This is a genomic window from Streptomyces sp. NPDC001858, from assembly GCF_053594615.1.
This window is the reverse complement of sequence record NZ_JBSFEV010000019.1, coordinates 18,823-38,858: the sequence shown is the minus strand read 5'-3', so window position 1 is coordinate 38,858 and position 20,036 is coordinate 18,823. Positions and strand designations below refer to the sequence as shown.

General features: G+C 73.2%; 9 protein-coding genes, 1 pseudogene and 1 riboswitch. Of the genes and pseudogenes, 6 read left to right on the top strand and 4 right to left on the bottom strand.

Features of this window, described 5'->3' with window-relative positions:
• Positions 1-3 precede the first annotated feature (3 nt).
• From ACWCPF_RS24865 to ACWCPF_RS24855, 3 genes are all read right to left on the bottom strand, one after another.
• Positions 4-1,068, bottom strand: a complete 1,065-nt coding sequence (locus tag ACWCPF_RS24865; RefSeq protein ID WP_451047276.1) for a FecCD family ABC transporter permease — start codon at positions 1,066-1,068, stop codon at positions 4-6.
• A complete protein-coding gene (locus ACWCPF_RS24860; RefSeq protein WP_451047275.1) occupies positions 1,065-2,102 on the bottom strand; it encodes an ABC transporter substrate-binding protein in 1,038 nt (345 codons plus the stop codon). Before ACWCPF_RS24860 ends, ACWCPF_RS24865 begins: the two co-directional genes overlap by 4 nt.
• 42 nt (positions 2,103-2,144) lie before the next feature.
• A riboswitch (cobalamin riboswitch) is annotated at positions 2,145-2,349 on the bottom strand.
• Between the two features lie 54 nt (positions 2,350-2,403).
• Positions 2,404-2,685 (bottom strand): aldehyde dehydrogenase family protein, encoded by a 282-nt coding sequence (locus ACWCPF_RS24855; RefSeq protein ID WP_451047369.1) that lies wholly within the window; start codon positions 2,683-2,685, stop codon positions 2,404-2,406.
• 59 nt (positions 2,686-2,744) lie between these two features.
• Between ACWCPF_RS24855 and ACWCPF_RS24850 the strand changes: the two genes are divergently transcribed.
• From ACWCPF_RS24850 to ACWCPF_RS24840, 3 genes and pseudogenes are all read left to right on the top strand, one after another.
• Positions 2,745-3,122, top strand: coding sequence for a carboxylesterase family protein (locus ACWCPF_RS24850; RefSeq protein ID WP_451047274.1), 378 nt, complete (start codon positions 2,745-2,747; stop codon positions 3,120-3,122).
• A 144-nt stretch (positions 3,123-3,266) separates the two neighbouring features.
• Positions 3,267-3,578: pseudogene (locus ACWCPF_RS24845) on the top strand (aldo/keto reductase); the annotation flags it as partial.
• A gap of 91 nt (positions 3,579-3,669) precedes the next feature.
• Positions 3,670-4,083, top strand: coding sequence for an aldo/keto reductase (locus ACWCPF_RS24840; RefSeq protein ID WP_451047368.1), 414 nt, complete (start codon positions 3,670-3,672; stop codon positions 4,081-4,083).
• Positions 4,084-4,154: 71 nt separating this feature from the next.
• Here the strand turns inward: ACWCPF_RS24840 and ACWCPF_RS24835 are convergent, their stop codons facing one another.
• A complete protein-coding gene (locus ACWCPF_RS24835; RefSeq protein WP_451047273.1) occupies positions 4,155-4,883 on the bottom strand; it encodes an SDR family oxidoreductase in 729 nt (242 codons plus the stop codon).
• Between the two features lie 399 nt (positions 4,884-5,282).
• Here ACWCPF_RS24835 and ACWCPF_RS24830 point away from each other — a divergent pair, with 399 nt between their 5' ends.
• The 3 genes from ACWCPF_RS24830 (at position 5,283) to ACWCPF_RS24820 (ending at position 20,030) form a co-directional block, all read left to right on the top strand.
• Entirely contained in the window at positions 5,283-6,305 is a 1,023-nt protein-coding gene (locus ACWCPF_RS24830; RefSeq protein WP_451047272.1) for a DMT family transporter, read from the top strand.
• A 50-nt stretch (positions 6,306-6,355) separates the two neighbouring features.
• Positions 6,356-7,189: an SDR family oxidoreductase gene (locus tag ACWCPF_RS24825; RefSeq protein WP_451047271.1), complete on the top strand. Its 834-nt coding sequence runs from the start codon at positions 6,356-6,358 to the stop codon at positions 7,187-7,189.
• Between the two features lie 427 nt (positions 7,190-7,616).
• The gene (locus ACWCPF_RS24820) at positions 7,617-20,030 is read left to right on the top strand and encodes an amino acid adenylation domain-containing protein (protein ID WP_451047270.1); all 12,414 of its coding nucleotides are present in this window, start codon (positions 7,617-7,619) and stop codon (positions 20,028-20,030) included.
• The last annotated feature ends 6 nt before the right edge of the window (positions 20,031-20,036 follow it).

Here is a 20,036-nt window from a genome sequence, read left to right as displayed (position 1 = left end):
TCCTCATCGGGTCCCCCTCGTGCGGTACAGGACCAGGACGAACGCCGGGACGCCGACGAGCGACGTCACCACGCCCACCGGCACCTCCTGCGGGTCGAGGACGGTACGGGCCAGGGTGTCGGCCCACACCAGGAACACCGCCCCGGCGAGCGCGGCGACCGGCAGCAGCCGGGCATGTCCGGGGCCGACCAGGGCGCGGGCCGCGTGCGGCAGGACGAGGCCGACGAAGCCGATCGCGCCCGCCGCGCTCACCAGCACGGCCGTCAACAGCGCGGTCACGCACAGCAGCACCAGCCGGGTCCGGGCCACCGCGACCCCGAGTGTGGCCGCCGCGTCCTGGCCGAAGGCGAAGGCGTCCAGGGTGCGCGCGTACCCGAGGCACACCGTCAGGGCGAGCGCCAGCACGGCCAGACAGAGCCACACCTCGGTCCAGCCGGCCCCGCTGAGCGATCCGAGCAGCCAGAACAGCACGCCCCGGGTGGTCTCCGCGTCGGCCGCCGTCAGCACGATGAACGAGGTCACGGCCGAGAACAGCTGCATCGCGGCCACCCCGGACAGCACCACCCGGTCCGTCGTCCCGCCGAGCGTGTGGCTGAGCAGCAGCACCATCGCGAACGAGCCGAGCGCGCCCGCGAACGCGCCCCCCGACACCGACACGACGCTCCCGCCGACCCCGAGGACGACCACGACGACCGCCCCGGTCGACGCCCCGGAGGAGACCCCCAGGACGAAGGGGTCGGCCAGCGGGTTGCGCAGCAGCGACTGCATCACCGCCCCGCACACGGCGAGCCCGGCGCCGCACACCGCGGCGAGCAGGGTGCGCGGCAGCCGCAGGTTCCAGACGATGCCGTCCCGGATGGGGGACAGGTCCGAGGCGCCCCAGCCCAGGTGGGAGGCGACCGTGGACCAGACGTCACCGACGCCGATGTCCGCCGGCCCGATGGTGATGGCCACGGCGACGGACACGGCCAGCACCGCGAGTCCGAGGACCGGGCCGGCCACGCCCCGCAGCACCCCGGCGGCGGCCCGGAGCCGTCGGACCCCGGGCGACCGCAGGGCGGTGGTCATCCGGCGAGCCCGTACGCGCGCAGCGCCGCGGCGACCTTCTCCACCCCTTCGACGGTGCGGATCGTGGGGTTCATGGCCTGCCCGCTGAGCAGCACGTAACGCTTCTGCTTCACCGCGTCCATGTTCTTCGTCGCCGCGTTGGACTCCAGGAACGCGATCTTCCGCGCGGCGGTCTCGGCCGTCTGCGACTTGCGGGTGAGGTCGCCGATGACCAGCACGTCGGGGTTGCGGTCGGCGACCGTCTCCCAGTTCACCTGCGGCCATTCCTGCGTGCTGTCGTCGAAGACGTTCTTCGCGCCCAGCACGTTCGTGACGATGCCCGGCGCACCGCAGCAGCCCGCCAGATAGGGCGACTCCTGGTTCGCGAACCAGTACAGGACGGTGGCGTCCTCGGCGTCGATCCCGGACGTGGCCGTGGCCACCCGGCCCTGGAGCTGCGTGACCAGCTTCTCGCCGCGCTCCTCGACCCCGAAGATCCGCGCCAGTTCGCGCACCTCGCGGTACACGGTGTCCATGGCCAGCGGCTCGGTCCGCGAGCCGTCGCCGCCGCCGCTGTTGTCCTTGCCCTCGCAGTCGGCGGGCGAGAGGTACGTCGGCACCCCCAGCTCCGCGAACTTCTCGCGCGGGGCCACTCCGCCCTTGCTCAGCGTGGAGGTGAAGGAGGAGGCCACGAAGTCCGGCTCGGTGTCCAGCACCTTCTCGAACGACGGCTGGTTGTCGGCGAGCCGAGGCACCTTCGCGTCGGCCTTCTCCAGCCCCTTCATGACCGGGTCGGTCCAGGTGGCGGTGCCCACCATGCGGTCGGCGAGGCCCAGCGAGAGCATGATCTCGGTGGTGCCCTGGTTCAGCGAGACGGCCCGCTGCGGAGGTGCCTTGACGGTCACCTTCTGCCCGCAGTTGTCCAGCGTGACGGCCTTCGCGGACGCGCCCGCGCCCGCAGCCCCCTCGGACGACGAGCCCGCACCGCAGGCGGACAGCAGCAGTGCCCCGGACAGGAGCAGGACGGAACAGCGGGCGGGGCGGGACAGATGCACGAAGCGGCTTCCTAGGCGTCGAGGCCCATGCGCGGGGCCCGTTCGGACGGTCGGCTGCCAGCAGGTCTTCGGACTCGGGATCACCCCGGCGGGGCACCTTCCCAGACCTGGCCATGGCCGTCGTCCAGTGGTTGCCGCCCCGCCCGTCACCCTCACCGCTGCGCGTCAGTTCCGGACTTCCACCGGATTCCCTGACCCGTGCACGCGTACTACCGCGTGCACGAATACGACTGGCGTTCGAAAATTACCATGGCATTGCCTGATCGCCCCACGTGCCCCCCGATGTCCCCTCCCGGGCGCTTCAGCCGGCGTTGATGACGACCGCCTTGAGCTGGGTCCAGTCCTCGACGTAGTCGGGGCCCATGGAGCGGCCGAAGCCGCTGTGCCGGTAGCCGCCGAAGGGCGCGCCGATGGCCCCGCCGGGGCCGCCGTCGCCGAGGGTGTTGACGGCGACCTGGCCCGCCTGGACCGCGCGGGCCAGGCGTACGGCGCGGCCGATGTCCTGGGTCCATTGCGTGGCGGTCAGACCGTAGCGCGTGCCGTTGGCGATCGCGACGGCCTTCTCCTCGTCCTCGTGGGTCAGGACCGACAGGGCACCACACGGCCCGCGCCGACTCCGCCCGCGTCAGCACCCACCTGTGGGTGACGGAGTGGGCCGAGGGCGCCGCGAGCCCCGTCTTCACCCACTTCTGGACCCATGCCCAGCCGGGCCCCGACGGCGCTGCGCGCGGCGCCTTCCACGGCTCGGAGATCCCGTACCTGCTGGGCACGCTGCACGCCCTGGACCGCCCGTGGCGCGAGGAGGACCGGCGCGTCGCGGACCTCCTCACCGGATACGTCGTCAACTTCGTGTCCACCGGCGACCCGAACGGCCCGGCCCTGCCGGACTGGCCGGCCACCCGCCCCGACCGGCCCGAGGTCTTCGAGACCGGCCACGGCTGGGCGCCGATCCCGCTCGCCGACCCGGCGAGAACCGACTTCCACCGGCGCTTCCTGCGGACCCGGACCGCCGCCTGGTGAACCCCTTCACCCGTTCCCGAAAGGAACCCCGACCGTGCGACTGACCCCCCTGCCCGACCTGACGCCCGAACAGAGCGAGCTGCTCGACACCATCGTCGGCCCGGCGTGGAACCGCCGCCGCCGTTCCTGGTCTGGGCACGCAACATGGAACTGGCCCACTTCGCCGAAGCCGGCTGCCTGTTGGTCGAGACCTCGCACAGCTATGCCGGCGGGCAGGCCGAGGCGGCGGTCGGCCGGTGGCTGCGCAAGAACCCCGGAACGCTCGGCGTGGCCACGAAGGTCGGCCACGACACGAGCGGCCGGGACATCCCGCTCAGCCGCGAGAACGTGCACGACCACGTGCGGAGCGCGCTGGAGAACCTGGGCGTCGACACCGTCGACGTCCTGCTCCACCACTGCGACGATCCCGCCCGGTCCGTCGCCGAACTCGCGGACACGCTGATCGGCCTCGTCGAGGACGGTCGGGTCCGCCGGGTCGGCGTCTCCAACTGGCGGGCGGACCGCCTCGCCGTGCTCGCGCAGGAGCTGGCCGGGCGCGGGCACCTCCCTGGCCAGCTACCAGTTCAGCCTCGCCGAACCCGATCCCGCACTGCTGGGCGGCAGCCTGCACGCGGACGCCGCGGCACTCGACGTCGTCCGCGCCCACCGTCTGCCGCTGCTGAGCTGGTCGTCGCAGGCCCGCGGCTTCTTCGCCCGCACCGACGAACCGCGGCGGGCCGACGGCCGCCCGGACCCGTACGACACCGCGACCAACCGCGCCCGGCGCGACCGCTGCCGCGAACTCGCCGACCGGCTCGGCACCCGCCCCGAGACCGTCGCCCTGGCCTGGACCCTGCACCACCCGGGCGTCTGGCCGTCCATCGGCCCGCGCACGACGGCACAGACCGACAGCTCGCTGCGGTCCCGGCGCCTGTCACTGACCGGTGACCAGCTCGCCTGGCTCCGGCACGGAAGCGGCTGAGAACGAGTGCGCCGTCGAGAACCGGGACGCCGACCGCGTCGACGCCCCGGGCGCGGACGGGAGCTGACCGGTCAGGAGAGCCAGTCGGTGTAGCGGGTGGGGGCGAGGTGGGCGTTCTTGTCGGTGAGGACGTCCCCCTTGATGACGGCGAACATGCCGGCGGTGGGGTCGGTGACGACGGTGCGCTGGTCGCCCTTGCTGGACAGGGTGATCCGGCCCAGCTCGTCGAGGGTGAAGAGGTCGGGGCCGGCGATGTTGCGGATGCCGTTCAGCGGGGCGCCCGCGGCGACCTCCGCCACCGCGGCGGCCACGTCCTTGGCGGCGATCGGCTGGATCGGCGTGGCGGGCAGCCGCACGGTGTCGCCGTCGGCGGTCCAGGTCATGACGGCGTCCATGAACTCCATGAACTGCGTCGCCCGGACGATCGAGTAGGGGATCGGCCCGGCGGCGAGGATCTTCTCCTGGAGGACCTTGGCCCGGTAGTAGTCCATCTCGGGCACCTGGTCCGCGCCCACGATCGACAGGACGACGAAGTGGCCGACGCCGCCCTTCTGCGCGGCGGCCAGCAGGTTGTCCATCGAGGTCTGGAAGAACGCCAGGGAGGCTTCGTCGAAGGTCGGGGAGTTCGTCAGGTTGACGACGACGTCGGATCCCGCCACCGCCTCGTCCAGCCCCTGGCCGCTGAGGATGTCCACGCCGGTGGACTTGGAGTGCGGTACCGCCTGGTGCCCGGCGGCGTTCAGATTTTCGACGACCTGGGAACCGATGAGTCCGGTGCCGCCGATGACCGCGAACTTCATGACATACCTCTCATTTGCGCTTTGGGCGTGATGCTGTATATGAACCACCATGTGGGCGCGGATCGGATCGCGCCACATGGAGCACCGCACCCGGCCGATCAGCGCCCTCGACGAAGGCTCCCGGAGGGTCCTCGCCCCCCTCGCAGCCTGTGCGCCGCGTTCACCGGAACCGGGCACGCTTGCGGAGAGCGGAGCGCTCCGGCACGCAGGTAGCATCGCGGCGTGAACACCTACTGGCACGTCGTCCTGCCGCCGCTCTGCGCCTGACCGGGCGCAGAAACCGACGGTTCGATCCCCGGCCCCGACCGACCCGCAGGGCGGTCAGGGGCTGTCGTCGAGTGCGCCCGTTTCGCATCGAGTCCCTGACGCAGACGCATTCGACGACGGAAGACCACGACTGTGCCGAACCGCACCACCCCGCTGACTCCCGCGCGCCCGGCCACCCCCGGCACGCGCCCGTCCCGCACCTCCCGCCTCCTCGGCGGTCCCACGCCCATCCTCGCCTCGGCCGTGCTGTGGGGGACGACGGGGACCGCCGGCTCGCTGGCGCCGGCCGGGGCGCCGGCGGCGGCCATCGGCTGCGCCGGTCTCGCCCTCGGCGGCATCCTGCTGTTCCTCACCTCCCGCGGCGCCCGCTCGCTGCCCGCCGCCTGCACCCGCCCCGAACGGTGGCTGCTCGCCCTCGGCGCGGTGGCGGTGGCCGGCTATCCGGTCACCTTCTACCCGGCGGTGGCCCGCACGGGCGTGGCGGTGGCCACCGTGATCGCGCTGGGCAGCGCGCCGGTCTTCGCCGGACTGCTGTCCTGGGTCACCGGACAGGCCCGGCCGACCGCACGCTGGACCGCGGCCACGGCCGCCGCCGTGCTCGGCTGCACCCTTCTGGTCCTCGGCCCGCGGTTCACCGGGCACGCCGCGCCGATCGACCTGACCGGCGTCGCGCTCGCCGCCTGCGCCGGACTGTCCTACGCCGCCTACTCGCTGATCGGCGGCAAGCTCATCACCGGCGGGCACCCCTCCGGCGCGGTGATGGGCGTGCTGTTCGGCGCGGCCGGGCTGCTCGTCCTGCCGCTCCTCCTGTCCGTCGACCTGCACTGGCTCAGCACTGCGCGCGGGGCCGCGGTGGCGGTGTATCTCGCCCTGTTCACCGTCTACCTGGCCTACCGCCTCTTCGGACACGGACTGCGCCGCACCCCGGCGTCGACGGCGACCTCGCTCACGCTGGCCGAGCCCGCCGTCGCAGCAGTCCTGGGCGTCAGGGTCCTCGACGAGCGCCTGCCGACGGCCTCCTGGTGCGGCCTGGCCGTCCTCGCCCTGGGCCTGGTCCTGCTGACCGTCCCCCTCGGCGCGGCCGGCCGGAAGCGACAGCCGCCGCGGGGCACCCGGCGGGTGCGCAGGGATCGTCTTGACCTGAAGTGCGATTGAGCTTCTAGCGTTTCCGTCGGTTGATCATCCGACGACGGGAGAACGCGTTCATGATCCTCGTGACCGGAGCCACCGGGAACATCGGAAGCGCACTGCTGAAGGAACTGCACGCCCATGGCGCCGCGCCGCTGAGAGGGTTCACCCGGGACGCGGCGCGGGCCGCGTTCCCCGAAGGGGTCGAGACAGCCGAAGGCGACTTCACGGAACCGGAGTCCTTGAAGCCCGCGCTGGACGGCGTGCGCTCGCTGTTCCTCGTGTCGCGTCTGGGCCCGGACGCCGACGTCATCGACGCCGCTCGGCGGGCAGGCGTGGAGCACGTGGTGCTGGTGTCGTCCATCACCGCGCACACCCATCCGCACCTCGGCCCCGCCGTCGAGAACCTGACGGTCGAGCGACTGCTCAAGGACAGCGGTATGGCCTGGACGATCCTGCGGCCGACCCAGTTCGCCTCGAACGCCCTGATGTGGGCGGCGTCGATCCGCGACCACGGGACGGTCCGCGCACCGTACGCGGACGTCGGACTGCCCACGATCCACCCCGCGGACATCGCGTCGGTGGCACGGGTGACGCTGAGCGAGCCCCGTCATCGGGGGCGGACGTACGCCCTGACGGGCCCGGAGCCGGTGACGCCCCGGCAGCAGGTCCGGGCCATCGCGGCGGCGCTCGGGCGGGAGATCGCGTTCGCCGAGATCGGCCGGCCGGAGGCCCACGCCCGGATGGCCGCGGTCTTCGGCGCCGAGGCCGCGGACGCGGTGCTCGACGTCATGGGCGGAGACGTCAACGACGAACTGCTGGCGGTACGCGACACGGTCACGCAGGTCACCGGCGCCCCGGCCAGGCCGTTCCGCCGGTGGGCCGCGGAGAATACCGGCGCCTTTCACTGACATACGGCGAGAATGGTAAGCGTGTCCCTGATGTCCAGTCTAAAGGCAGCGGATCGGCCGGTGAATATCGCATTCCGCTTCTCGATTTGAATCGATCATGACTCTCTGTTTATTGCGTTCGGTACCGGGCTTCGGCTAGCGTTACCGATGATCACAAGAGAGTTGATGTAGACGGGGGTCTCATCTTGTTGGCTTTTGGCGGGTGCAGCCGTTCGCTCCCCGATTCTCACACTGCGATGCCATTCCTTTCTCCGTAGAGTTTTCGATGGCTTCGTCATGCCGTTCGATCGTCGAACGGAATTCTTCTTTCCTGTAGGGCGATACGGGCATTCCTGTTTCCGTGTCGTCCCTGCAGTGAATCGTGAGATCTGAATCCGGAATTCCTTATTGCTGGGGCCGGAGTATTTCCATGTGGGATGGGACCGCGATGACTGCTGCTCCGACGTTCACCGAGACCTTCACCATCACCGCCGACAACCCCTTGCTGCGCGGTCACCTCGTGCACGGCCGCCACCTGCTGCCGGGGGTCGGCTATGTGGACCTGGTGCTCCAGGTGCTGGCCCGGCACGGTCACGCCATGGCGGACGTCGAATTACGCAGCCTCACCATCCTCGCGCCGCTGGTCGCCGCCCCCGGCGAACAGATCCTGGCCACCGTCGAAGGGCGTCCCGCGCCGAACGAGGGGTGGCGGATCGAGGTCCGCAGCCGGCGTCGGCAGGACTCCGCCGAGGTCCTGCACGCGGTGGTGTCGGCCCGCCGGTGTCTTCCGTCCCCCTTTCCGCAGCGGCTGTCGTTACCCCTTGCCGAAGTGGACCGGCTCACCCCGCTGCCCGACATCTACGCCTGGCTCCGCGAGCACGAGCTGGTCCACTCGGGCCTGATGAAGATCGACGGTGTGGTCCACCACCGTCCCGGGGACTGGGTGGTCGAGCTGGAGCTCCCCCCGGCCCACCAGGACAGCGCGGACGGCTTCCTCTTCCATCCGGCTCTGTTCGAGGCGGGGCTGCTCGGCGGCAGCGTCGACAGCCACATGCGGTACGAGGCAGCCACGGGGGACGGGGGCACGGCCCTCTATCTGCCGCTGGTGTTCGAGTCGTTCCGCGCGACCGCGCCGCTGGGCAGCCGCTGCTTCGTCCGGGTCTCGGCCGCTTCGGCGAGCCGGGACGACGAACTCATCCGGCTCTCGGCCGAGTTCTACGACGCGACCGGCGCGCAGATCGCCGAGGTCGGCCGCCTGGTGGCCAAACGGGTCCCGACCGAGACCGCCCTCGACGTGCGCGGCGCGGCCGCCCCGTACGCCGCGTCCACGGCCGTCGCGACGCAAACGGAGGCCGAGACGGCCGTCGCCGCGCGGGATGTCGTGGCGGTGCTGCGCGAGATGGTCGCGGCCCGCCTCGGGGTGACCGCCGCCGAAGTCGGGGCGCACACCGGTTACTACGAGCTCGGGCTGACCTCCGCGGCGCTGGTGGGCCTCGTGACCGAGCTGGAGGACCGGTTCCGCCTCGAACTGTCCCCGACGGTCGTCTTCGAGCACACGACGATCGCCGACCTGGCGGCCTGGCTCGAACCCCGGCTCCCCGAGTCGAGCACCGGACCGAGGGACCAGCTGTCGGACGGGCTGTCGGACGAGCTGAGGGACGAGCTGAGGGACGAGGCGGCGATGCTCCTGGGCGTGCCGGTCGCCGACGTGGATCCGGACGCCGGTCTGCCGGAGCTCGGGTTCGACCTGGTCGGCAGGGCCGCCTTCGTCGAACGGCTCAACGACCGCTACGGCCTGGCCCTCACACCTGCCGTGCTCACCGGGCACCCGACCCTGCGGAAGCTGTCGGCCCACCTCGCCGACAGCATGTCCGTAGGGGTCACGGAGGCGGCGTCGGTGTCGGCGTCGGATCGGGTGGGCCCAACCCCTGCGCAACCCCATCCGATGCTGCACCGGCGGATACCCCGGCACGGCGACGCCACAGTGACCGTCTACGAGACCCGTTTCGACGGCAGCGAGCCGTACCTCCGCGACCATCGCGTGCGGGGCGCGCGGGTGCTGCCCGGGGTCGCGCAGCTGGAGATGGCGCGGGCCGCCGTCGCCGACGCGCTCGACGCGCCGTCCCCCTACGCGGTGCGGCTCGACGACGTCGTATGGCTGCGCCCCGCGCTGTGCGGAGCGGACGGCCTGGAGCTGCGGGTCACCGTGCGCCGGGCGGGCGGCGGCCTGGAGTTCGAGATCACGGCCGCGCCGGACGGGGACACCCCGTGCTGTCAGGGCCGGGCCCGTCTGACGGACGGCGTCGAACCCGAGCTGCCCGGCCTGGCGCAGGCACGGGCCGGCTGCGACGGGGCGGAGATCCCGGCGGCCCGGGTCTATGAGCTGCACGCTCGGGGCGGTCTGGAGTACGGGCCCGCGCAGCGCGCGTTGACCGGACTGCGCACGGGCGTCGATCCGGTCGGGCTTCCCCAGGTGCTGGCCGAGCTACGGCTGCCGGCCGAGGCCGACCCGCTGACCGGGTGCGTGCTGCACCCCGCCCTGCTGGACGGGGCGCTGCAGGCGACCGTGGGCCTGCGGTTCGCGGCCGACGGCACCGAGAGCGGGTCGGCGCAGCCCGCGCTGCCGTTCGCCGTCCAGCGCGTGGAGGCGCGGGCCGCGATCCCCGACCGGGCCTTCGCCTGGGTCCGCCATCAGCCGGGCAGCGGCCCCGACGCGGCGCTGCCCCTGACGGACGTCACCGTGTTCGACGAGCAGGGCCGCGTCTGCGTGCACCTGGCGGGGCTGAGCACCCGCGCCCTGCCGACGACGCCGCACGCCGGGGCCGTTGTTGACGCCGTGGGCGTGGACACCGAGGGCGTGGACGCCGGTGCGGACATCGCCGTCATCGGTGTCGGCGGCCGGTACCCGGACGCCGCCGATCCGGACGAGTTCTGGGAGAACCTGCGATCCGGACGCGACTCCGTACGCCGGCTTCCGGACGGCCGATGGCCGCGTCCCCGCTGGGCGGGTGCGGACGGCTCAGGCGACGGCGCGGCCGACGTCCGGGGCGGCTTCCTCGACGGCATCGACCTGTTCGACCCGCTGTTCTTCCAGATCTCGCTGCGCGAGGCGGAGCACCTCGACCCCCATGAGCGGCTGTTCCTGGAATGCGCGCACCACGTCCTGGAGGACGCCGGATACACCGGGGAACTGCTGAACCGCACCAGCGGCAGAGTCGGCGTGTTCAGCGGTGTGATGTACCAGGACTACCAGCTCTACGGCGCTCAGGCGCAGGAGCGCGGGCAGCCGGTGGCGCTGTCGGGCAGCCCGTCGTCGGTGGCGAACCGGGTGTCCTACTCCTACGGGTTCACCGGGCCGAGCATGAGCGTCGACACCATGTGCTCGTCCTCCCTGACCGCCATTCATCTGGCCTGTGAGGCCATCCGCAGCGGGCAGTGCGGCGCCGCGCTCGCGGGAGGCGTGAACCTCACCTCGCACCCCAACAAGTACCTGATGCTGAGTCAGCGCAACTACCTCTCCAGCGACGGCCGTTGCCGCAGTTTCGGCGCGGGCGGGGACGGCTATGTGCCCGGCGAGGGCGTCGGAGCCGTGCTGCTCAAGCCGCTCGCACGAGCACTGGCCGACGGCGACCACATCCATGCGGTGATCAAGGGCACCTCGGTCAACCACGGGGGCCGCACCAGTGGTTACACCGTGCCCAGCCCCGCGGCCCAGGGCCTGGTGGTCGGCGAGGCGTTGGCCGCCTCGGGCGTCGATCCCCGCTCCGTCAGCTACATCGAGGCACACGGCACCGGCACCGCGCTGGGCGATCCGATCGAGATCGCCGGACTGGTCCGGGCGTTCCAGGACGCGGGCCGGGTTCCGGAGCACTGCGCGATCGGCTCGGTCAAGTCCAACATCGGGCACGCCGAGAGCGCGGCCGGCATCGCCGGGCTCACCAAGGTGCTGCTCCAGCTGCGGCACCGGCAACTCGTCCCCAGCCTGCACGCGAGCACCCTCAACCCGCACATCGACTTCGACGGCACCCCGTTGCGGGTCCAGCGGACCCTGGAGCCGTGGCTGCGACCCACCGTGCAGGACGGCGTGCAGACCCTGACCTTCCCGCGCGTCGCCGGGGTGTCCAGCTTCGGCGCGGGCGGCTCGAACGCGCACATCGTGCTCAGCGAGTACGAGCTGCCCGCCTCGCCACCCGTCGCGGACCCGGACGGACGCCCCGCGCTGCTGGTGCTCTCCGCCATGAGCGTGGGCCAATTGGTCGAGCAGGCCCGGAGGTTGCGGACCCGGCTGGCCGACCTGACCGAGGCCGACCTGCCCTCGGTCGCCTGGACGCTCCAGACGGGCCGCGGTGCGCTGCAGGAGCGGCTGGCGTTCGCGGCGGGCTCACTGGCGGAGGCCTGCGCCCTGCTCGCGGAGTTCGCCGCCGCGCCGGACCGGCCGGGCGCCTGGGTGCGCGGCACCGTGCTCAGGGATCCAGCGCCGAACGAGGCGGCGCTGGCCGACGCCCTCGACGACTGGTCCCGCAACGCGGTCGGCGACCGGCTGCTGCGCTTGTGGGCCGACGGGACCGCGATGCCCTGGGAGACGGTGCGGACGGCCCACGGGCCGGCTTCGCCGCCGCGTCGGGTGCCGCTGCCCGGCTACCCCTTCGCCCGTGAGCGCTGCTGGGTCGAGATCGACGTCGAAGCCGAGGTTGAGGTCGAGGCCGACGCCGCCGTCCCCGACCGGAGCGGGCAGCACAACAGGGCGCAGGACGGCACGGCGCAGGACGGCAGTGTGCAGGACGGCGGGGCTCGCGACGGCGAGGTAGTGCTGCTGCGGCCCGGCTGGGCGGCACGGGAACCGGCGCCCGCGCCCCCGGCGCACGGGACCGGCGAAGGGGACACCGGGTTCGCCGCACACCACGTCGCCGTGGTCGGCGACCTCGCCGCCCACGAGCGCGACGCCCTGCTGGCCGCGCTTCCGCCGGGAACCCACTGCCGGTTCGTGGAACCCGGCGACGGCCCGCTCGACCGCCGTTACACCACGGCCGTGCGCGAGGTCTTCACGCAGGTCCAGGAGATCCTGCGGCCCGGTGTGCCGCGGCCGGTGCTGTTCCAGGTCGCGTTGGCCCAGCCGACCGCCGCCGGGGCGGACCGGGACGCGCTCGCGGTCCTGCGCGGGCTGACCGGGCTGCTGCGCACGGCCGCCCGCGAGAACCCGATGCTGAGCACCCAGCTCGTGGACTGCCTGGACGGCGCCTCCCCGGCCACCGTCGCGGCCCGGCTGACCGCCGAGGCCCGACCCGGACTCGACGACGAGGTACGCCACCGCGACGGCCGCCGCCACACGCCGGTGCTGCACGAGGTCACCACGGGCGGCGGCTCCCCGGCGGAGCCGTGGCAGGAGAACGGCGTCTACCTCATCACCGGGGGCGCCGGCGCGCTGGGCCGGATCGTGGCGGCCGACATCGCCGCCTCCGTGCCGCACGCCACCGTGGTCCTGGTCGGCCGATCGGCGCTCACCGACGAGCAGCGGGCCTCGCTGGACGGGCTGCGCGCCGCGGGCCTGACGGTGGATCACCGGCGGGCCGATGTGGCGGACCGGACGTCCGTGGCCCGGCTGCTGGCCGAAGTCACCGCCGACCACGGGCCGTTGACCGGCATCCTGCACGGCGCGGGCGTCACCGAGGACCGGCTCCTCGTGCACAAGACCCCGGCCCAGCTGGAGCGGGTCCTGGCGCCCAAGGTCGCCGGGTTCGTCCACCTCGACGAGCTGACCCGCGACCAGCCGCTCCAGGTCTTCGGGTGCCTCTCCTCGGCCACCGGGGCCTTCGGCAACGTCGGCCAGGCCGACTACGCCGCCGCCAACGCCTTCCTGGACGCCTGCGCGGAGCACCGCAACCTCCTCGTCGCGGCGGGGGAGCGCCAGGGCAGGACCGTGTCCGTCGGCTGGCCGCTCTGGGCGGACGGCGGCATGGGCTCGGACGAGACCACCACACAGCGGCTGCGCGGCGCGGGCCTCGTCCCGCTGGACACCGAACGCGGGCTGGCCGCCCTGCGCCGCGCACTGACCGACCGGGACGCCACCGGGGACGGGAGACTGATCGTGTTCGCAGGTCGGCGCGAGGCACTGCCTCGGATCACGGGCCGTGACTTCGAGCCGGACACCGGGGGCGACGCCGCCCGGGAGACGGCGGCGCCCGCGCCCGACGACACCGGGCAGTTGGCGGAACGGGCCGTCGGCCACCTGCGGCGCGTGATCGGCGACGTCCTCAAACTCGCCCCGGAACGGGTGAACCCGGACGTCCCGCTGGAGCGGTACGGCATGGACTCCGTCCTGGCGGTCACCGCGGTCGGCGGCCTGGAGGAGACCTTCGGCCCGTTGGCCAGGACCCTGCTGTTCGAACAGCCGACCCTGCGCGATCTCGCCGGGTACTTCGCGGCCGAACACCCCGCGGCGCTGGGCGCTCTGCTCGGCATCCCCGTCGACGAACCCGCACGCCCGGCCGAACCCGCACGCCCGGCCGAGCCCGCACGCCCGGTCGAACCCGCGCGCCCGGCCGAGCCCGCTCCTGCCGCCGCAGCCCCCGCCGAGGGCGCGCCCGCCGGACGCGGACCCGGCTCCAGGGACGTCGCGGTCATCGGCATCGCCGGGCGCTACCCGCAGGCCGAGGACGTCGACACCCTCTGGGAGCGCCTGCGCGACGGCGCCGACTGCGTCACCGAACCGCCCGCCGGCCGCTGGGACGACGCCGGGGTCGCCGCCTGGGGCGGGTTCCTCGACGGGATCGACCGGTTCGACCCGGCGCTGTTCGGCATCGCGCCGCGCGAGGCGGTGGTGATGGATCCGCAGCAGCGGCTGTTCCTGGAGACCGTGTGGGAGCTGCTGGAGGGCTCCGGCGTCACCCAGGACGTCCTGGAGCGACAGTACGGCCGACGCGTCGGCGTCTACGTGGGCGCGGCGTACCAGCTGTACCGGGCGGACGCCTCCGACCCCGCCCTCGCGGCGCTCACCGCCACCGCCTCGTACAACCTCATCGCCAACCGCGTCTCGCACTTCTTCGGGCTGGAGGGCCCGAGCCTCGCGGTGGACAGCATGTGCACCTCCTCGGCCATGGCCGTCCACCTCGCCTGCGCCGACCTGCAGCGCGGGGAGAGCGAGCTCGCCGTCGCCGGCGGGGTGAACCTGGCCACCCACCCGGACAAGTTCCGCGCGCTGTCCGAGATGCGGATGCTGGGCAGCCACCCGGGCAGCCGCAGCTTCCGCGACGGCGACGGCTATCTCCCCGCGGAGGCCGTGGGCGCGCTGCTGCTCAAGCCGCTGGACGCCGCTCTGCGCGACGGCGACACCGTGCACGCCGTCATCAAGGGCACCGCCTCGCTGCACAGCGGCCGGGTCAACGGCTTCCTCACGCCGAGCCGCCGGGCCCAGACGACCGTCATGCGCCGGGCGCTGGAGCAGGCCGGCGTCACGCCGGACTCGATCGGCTACGTCGAGTCGTCGGCCAACGGCAGCGCGCTGTCCGACGAGATCGAACTGAGCGCCCTGCGCGAGGTGTTCCACGGAGTCGCCGAACCGGTGGCGGTCGGTTCCGTGAAGTCGAACCTCGGGCACCCGGAGGCGGCCTCGGGGGTCGCTCAACTCACCAAGGTCGCCCTGCAGTTCCGCCACCGCGAGCTGGCCCCGCTCACCCGGACCGGGGAGCCCAACCCCAACCTGGCGCTGGACGGCGGCCCGTTGACCCTCTGCGAGGAACTCACCCCCTGGGAGGGACGCCCGGACCCGGACGGACGGCCGATGCCCCGGCGCGCGCTGATCAACTCCGTTGCCGCAGGCGGCAGTCACGTCAGCCTGGTCGTCGAGGCGCCCCCGCACCCCGAGCCCCCGCACACCGAGCCCCCGCACCCCGAGTCACCGCACACCGAGTCACCGCACGCCGCGCCCGAGGCGGCGCGACTCGCCGACGTCGGAGCGCAGTTGGCGGTGGTGTCGGCCGGCAGCCCGGCACGGCTGCGGACGGCGGTGGAGAGGCTGGCGGAGTTCCTCGACCACGCCGAAGGGGTGAGCCTCGCGGATGTCGCGTACACCCTGCAACTGCGCCGCGAGGCGATGCCCGAACGGCTCGCCGTGGTGGCCGGCGACATCGCCGACCTGCGCGACGCCCTCGCCCGGCACCTCGCCGGGACGGACGGTTCCCGCACTCCGCTCGACTCGTCCGCGGCCCCCGTGCACACGGGCAACGCCGAGGACGGCGCGGTCCCGCTGATGGCCGTGTTCGACGGGGCCCGGGGCGAGGAGTTCCTCTCCGACCTGGTCGCCGACCGCGATCTGGAGCGGCTCGCCGAGCTGTGGGTGAGCGGGGCGAGGATTCCGTGGCACGGGCTGCACCCCCGCCGCCGCCGTCTGGTGCCCCTGCCGGGCACCGTCTTCCGCCGGGCGAGCTACTGGCTCGACCGGACGTCGCCGGCCGACCGGCCCGAACGCGCCGAACCCGCTTCGGCGCTACGGGGGCCCGAGCCCGTGTCCACGGCGGCGCTCCCCGTCACCGAGGACAGCACGGCCGTCGGCAAGGAGAGCGTCGTCCTCGCGGCCTGCGCCGAGCTGCTCGGCTTCCCGCCGGACGAGGTCGGCCCTGAGGACAGCTTCTTCGCGCTGGGCGGCCACTCGCTGCTCGCGCACCGGTTCGCCGAGCTGCTGCGGGAACGAGGACTGCACTGCGACCCGCCGAGCATCCTGCGCGCCCGCTCGCTCGCGGCCGTCGCCGAGGCGGCGCAGGTGGCGCAGACAGCGCAGGCGGTGCAGGTGGCGCAGGCGGCAGAGCTCGCGGCCGCCGCCCCCGAGCCGCTGCCGCTGGTGTCCCTCACCGAGGACGAGGAGGCGGCGGTCGTCGCCGCGCTGCCCGGCGGGGCTGCGAACCTTCAGGACGTCTACCCGCTCGGCGCGTTGCAGGAGGGCATGCTCTTCCACCACGTCCGGGAGGGCGCGCAGGACCCGTATGTGTCCTCGGGGCTGTTCTCCTTCGCCGACCGCGACCGTCTGGACGGGTTCGCGCGGGCGCTGCGCGCGGTGATGATCCGCCACGACGCGCTGCGCACGGTGATCCTCTCGGACGGGCTGAGCGCACCCGTCCAGGCCGTGCTGCGGCAGGTGGAACTCGCCGTGGACGAAGTCGAGCTGCACTCCGGCGCGCCCGCCGAGGAACAGCTGGCCGAACTGCTGGCGAGCGCCCCGCGGATGCCGCTGGACCGGGCCCCGCTGATCCGGCTGCGCGCCGCCCGGCACCCGGACACGGGGGTGTGGCACGCGGCGCTGAGCCTGCACCACGTCCTGCACGACGCCTCGTCGCTCGGCCTGCTGTTCGAGGAGATCGTCGCGCACATGGAGGGGCGGGCGGACGCCCTGCCCGACCCGGTGCCGTATCGGGTGTTCCTCGAACACACCCGGCACAGGGCGCGGGCACTCGACCCCGCCGCATTCTTCACCGGGCTGCTCGGCGAGGTCGCCGAGCCGACCGTGGTGTTCGCACTGCACGATGTGCACGGCGACGGCTCGCAGGTCGCGCGGGTGCACCGGGTGCTGGACGACGACCTGGGCCGGCGCGTCCGCGCCCGGGCGGCACAGTCGCGGACCAGCCCCGCCACCCTGTTCCACGCCGCCTGGGCCCTGGTCGTCGCGGCCGGCGCCGACCGTGACGACGTGGTGTTCGGCACCGTCATGTCCGGCCGGCTGCAGGGCCCGGCCGGTATGGAGCGCATGCTCGGCAGCTTCATCAACACCCTGCCGGTGCGGCTCGACCTGGCCGGCCGGAGCGTGCGGAACCTGGTGGAGCGGACCGGGGAAGTGCTGCACGGACTCGTGCGCCATGAGCAGGTCCCGCTCACCGAGGCCAGGGCGCACAGCGGACTGCCCACGCCCGAACTGCCGCTGTTCAACGCGATCCTCAACTACCGGCACCTGCCGAGCGACGACGGCATCGACCGGCTGCTCGAACGGGTGGGCGTCACCCCGCTGTCCGAGGTGTTCGAACGCACCAACTTCCCGGTGACCGTCTCCGTCGACGATCTCGGGTCCGCGTTCCGCGTCGACGCCCAGATCCACCGGGCCCAGGACGCCGACGTGGTCGTCGACTGCCTGGAAGCCGCCCTGGTGGCCCTCGTCGACGCGTTGTCCGACGAGGAACGCGCCGGAGAACCGGCCCTCGCGCTGTCGGTGCTGTCGTCCGCGATGCGGCACCGCGAACTCGACGCGTTCGCCTGGACGCCGGTGACGACCGAGGACGCCGACCGCGCGGCGGAACGCCATCTCCACGGGTGGTTCGAGGAGGCCGTGCGGGACGCGCCCGACGTCGTCGCGGTGCGCGGTGCGAACGGGGATCTCACCTACGGCGAGCTGAACGCGCGGGCCAACCGGCTGGCCCGGTACCTGCGCGCGCTCGGGGTGGAGCACGAGTCGCTGGTGGCGTTGTGCATGCCGCGCAGCGAGCAACTGGTGGTGGCTGTGCTGGCGGTCGTGAAGGCGGGCGGCGCGTATGTGCCGGTGGATCCCTCGGCGCCGGCCGAACGGCTCGGACATGTGCTGAAGGACAGCGCCCCGCGCGTGCTGCTCGTCGACGGCGCGCTGCCCGCGGGCCTGGACGCCGGCGACGCCACGGTGCTGGACGTGGTCGCCGACGCCGACCGCTGGGAGCGGCTGCCGGCCGGTGATCTGCGGCCGGTGGCCGGGGCCTCGCCGCACGATCTGGCGTATGTGATCTACACATCGGGCTCGACCGGCCTGCCCAAGGGGGTGATGGTCGAACACCGCCACGTGGCCCGCTTCCTCGTCGCCGCCCAGGAGTGGTTCGGCTATGTGCCGGGGGACGTGTGGACGCTGTTCCACTCCTTCGCCTTCGACTTCACCGTCTGGGAGATGTGGGGCGCGCTGCTGCACGGCGGCCGACTGGTGGTGGTCCCGCCCGAGGTGGCGCGCAGCCCCGCGGACTTCTACGCGCTGCTGTGCGAGGAAGGCGTCACCGTCCTGGGCCAGACGCCCACCGGCATGGGGCAGTTGATCGCCGGACAGGGCGAGGACCCCGCCCCGCACCGGGTGCGGACCGTGGTCCTCGGCGGCGAGGAGCTGGACGCCTCCACCCTGCGCCCCTGGTTCGAACGGCCCGTCAACGACGGGACCGAGCTGATCAACATGTGGGGGACCACCGAGACTACCGTCGTCAGCACCTACCGGGTGGTGACCGAGGCCGACTGCGACCTCACGACCAGGCCCCTCGGCACCGCCATGCCCGGCCTGAGCGTGTATGTGCTGGACCGGCACGGGCAGCCGCTGCCGACCGGCGCCGTCGGCGAGCTGTACATCGGCGGCGAGGCCGTGGCCCGCGGCTATCTGAACCGGCCGGAGCTGACCGCGCAGCGCTACCTGGACGACCCGTTCCGCGATACGCCGGGCGCCCGTATGTACCGCACCGGAGACCTCGGGCGCCGACTGGCGGACGGCTCGCTGGAGTTCCTCGGCCGCAACGACGACCAGGTCAAGATCCGCGGCTACCGCATCGAACCGGGCGAGATCTCCACCCGCCTCAACGATCACCCCGCCGTCGACGACGCCCGGGTGGTGGTGCGCGGCGAGGGCGACGAGCGGCGGCTGGTCGGCTATGTGGTGCCCTCCGCCCGGCACGCGCGGGCGGTGCGCGAGCTGCTGCGCCTGACCCGGACCGAACCGGACGTCCTGGAGCGGGTGCGGGAACTGCCCAACGGGCTGCCCGTCTTCCACCGCAGCGGGAGCGAGACCGACGCCCGCTACCAGGAGGTCTTCACCGACCTGCGCGACCTGCGCCACGGCGTCACCCTGGACGAGGACGCCACCGTCGTGGACATCGGCGCCGACATCGGAGTCTTCGCGCTGTTCACGGGCCTGTACTGCCCGCGGGGCAGGGTGCACTGCTTCGAGTCGGAGCCGTCCGCCCTCGACGCGCTGCGCCGCAACATCGCGCTGCACGGCCTCCACGCCCGCGAGCTCACCGGCCCGCCGCGGCCCCTCTCCGAGGTCATCGCGCAGGACGGCATCGACCGGATCGACCTGCTGAGGATCGACGCGCACCAGCCCGCCCACGACGTCCTGTGCGGCGTCTCCGACGCCGACTGGCCGCGGATCCGCCAGGTCGTCGTCCGACTGCACGACGTCGACGGCGCGGCGAAGAACACGGCGGCGCTGCTGGAGGACCACGGCTTCGACGTCGTCGGCGAGCAGGACGACACCTCGCTGCACACCCTCTACGCCAAGCGCCCCGCCGACCGCGCCACCGGCTCCGCCCCGCCCCGCGCCGTGCCCGAACCGCGCTGGCCGAACGAGCGCGTGCTGCGGGAGGAGCTGGACGCCGCGCTGCGGGCCGCGCTCCCGCCGTACATGGTGCCCGCCGGGTACGTCGTGCTCGACGAACTGCCGCTCACCGGCAACGGCAAGCTCGACACCCGGGCGCTGCCCGAGCCCGCGGTCCCGGTCCGGCCCGACGACCCCGCCACCGCCCCGCGCACCGAGGCCGAGCGCCTCGTGGCCGAGATCTGGGCCGAACTGCTGCACACCGACGCGAGCCTGCTGGGCCCCGACAGCGACTTCTTCGTGTTCGGCGGCAACTCCCTCCTCGTCACCCGGATGATCAACCTGATCAAGCAGCGGGCGGGAGTGGAACTACAGGTCCAGACGGTGTTCGACGCGCACCGGCTGGCCGACCTGGCCGCCGTCGTGGCCCATGGCCTCCCGGACGCCGGGCCCGCCTCCGCGCTCGACCTGGACACGATCACCGAAAGCATCAGCCTCGTCGAGAACATGACCGACGCGGAGCTGGACGCCCTGGACATGGACCACGCCGTTCCCGGCAACGAGAGCTAGCCAGAG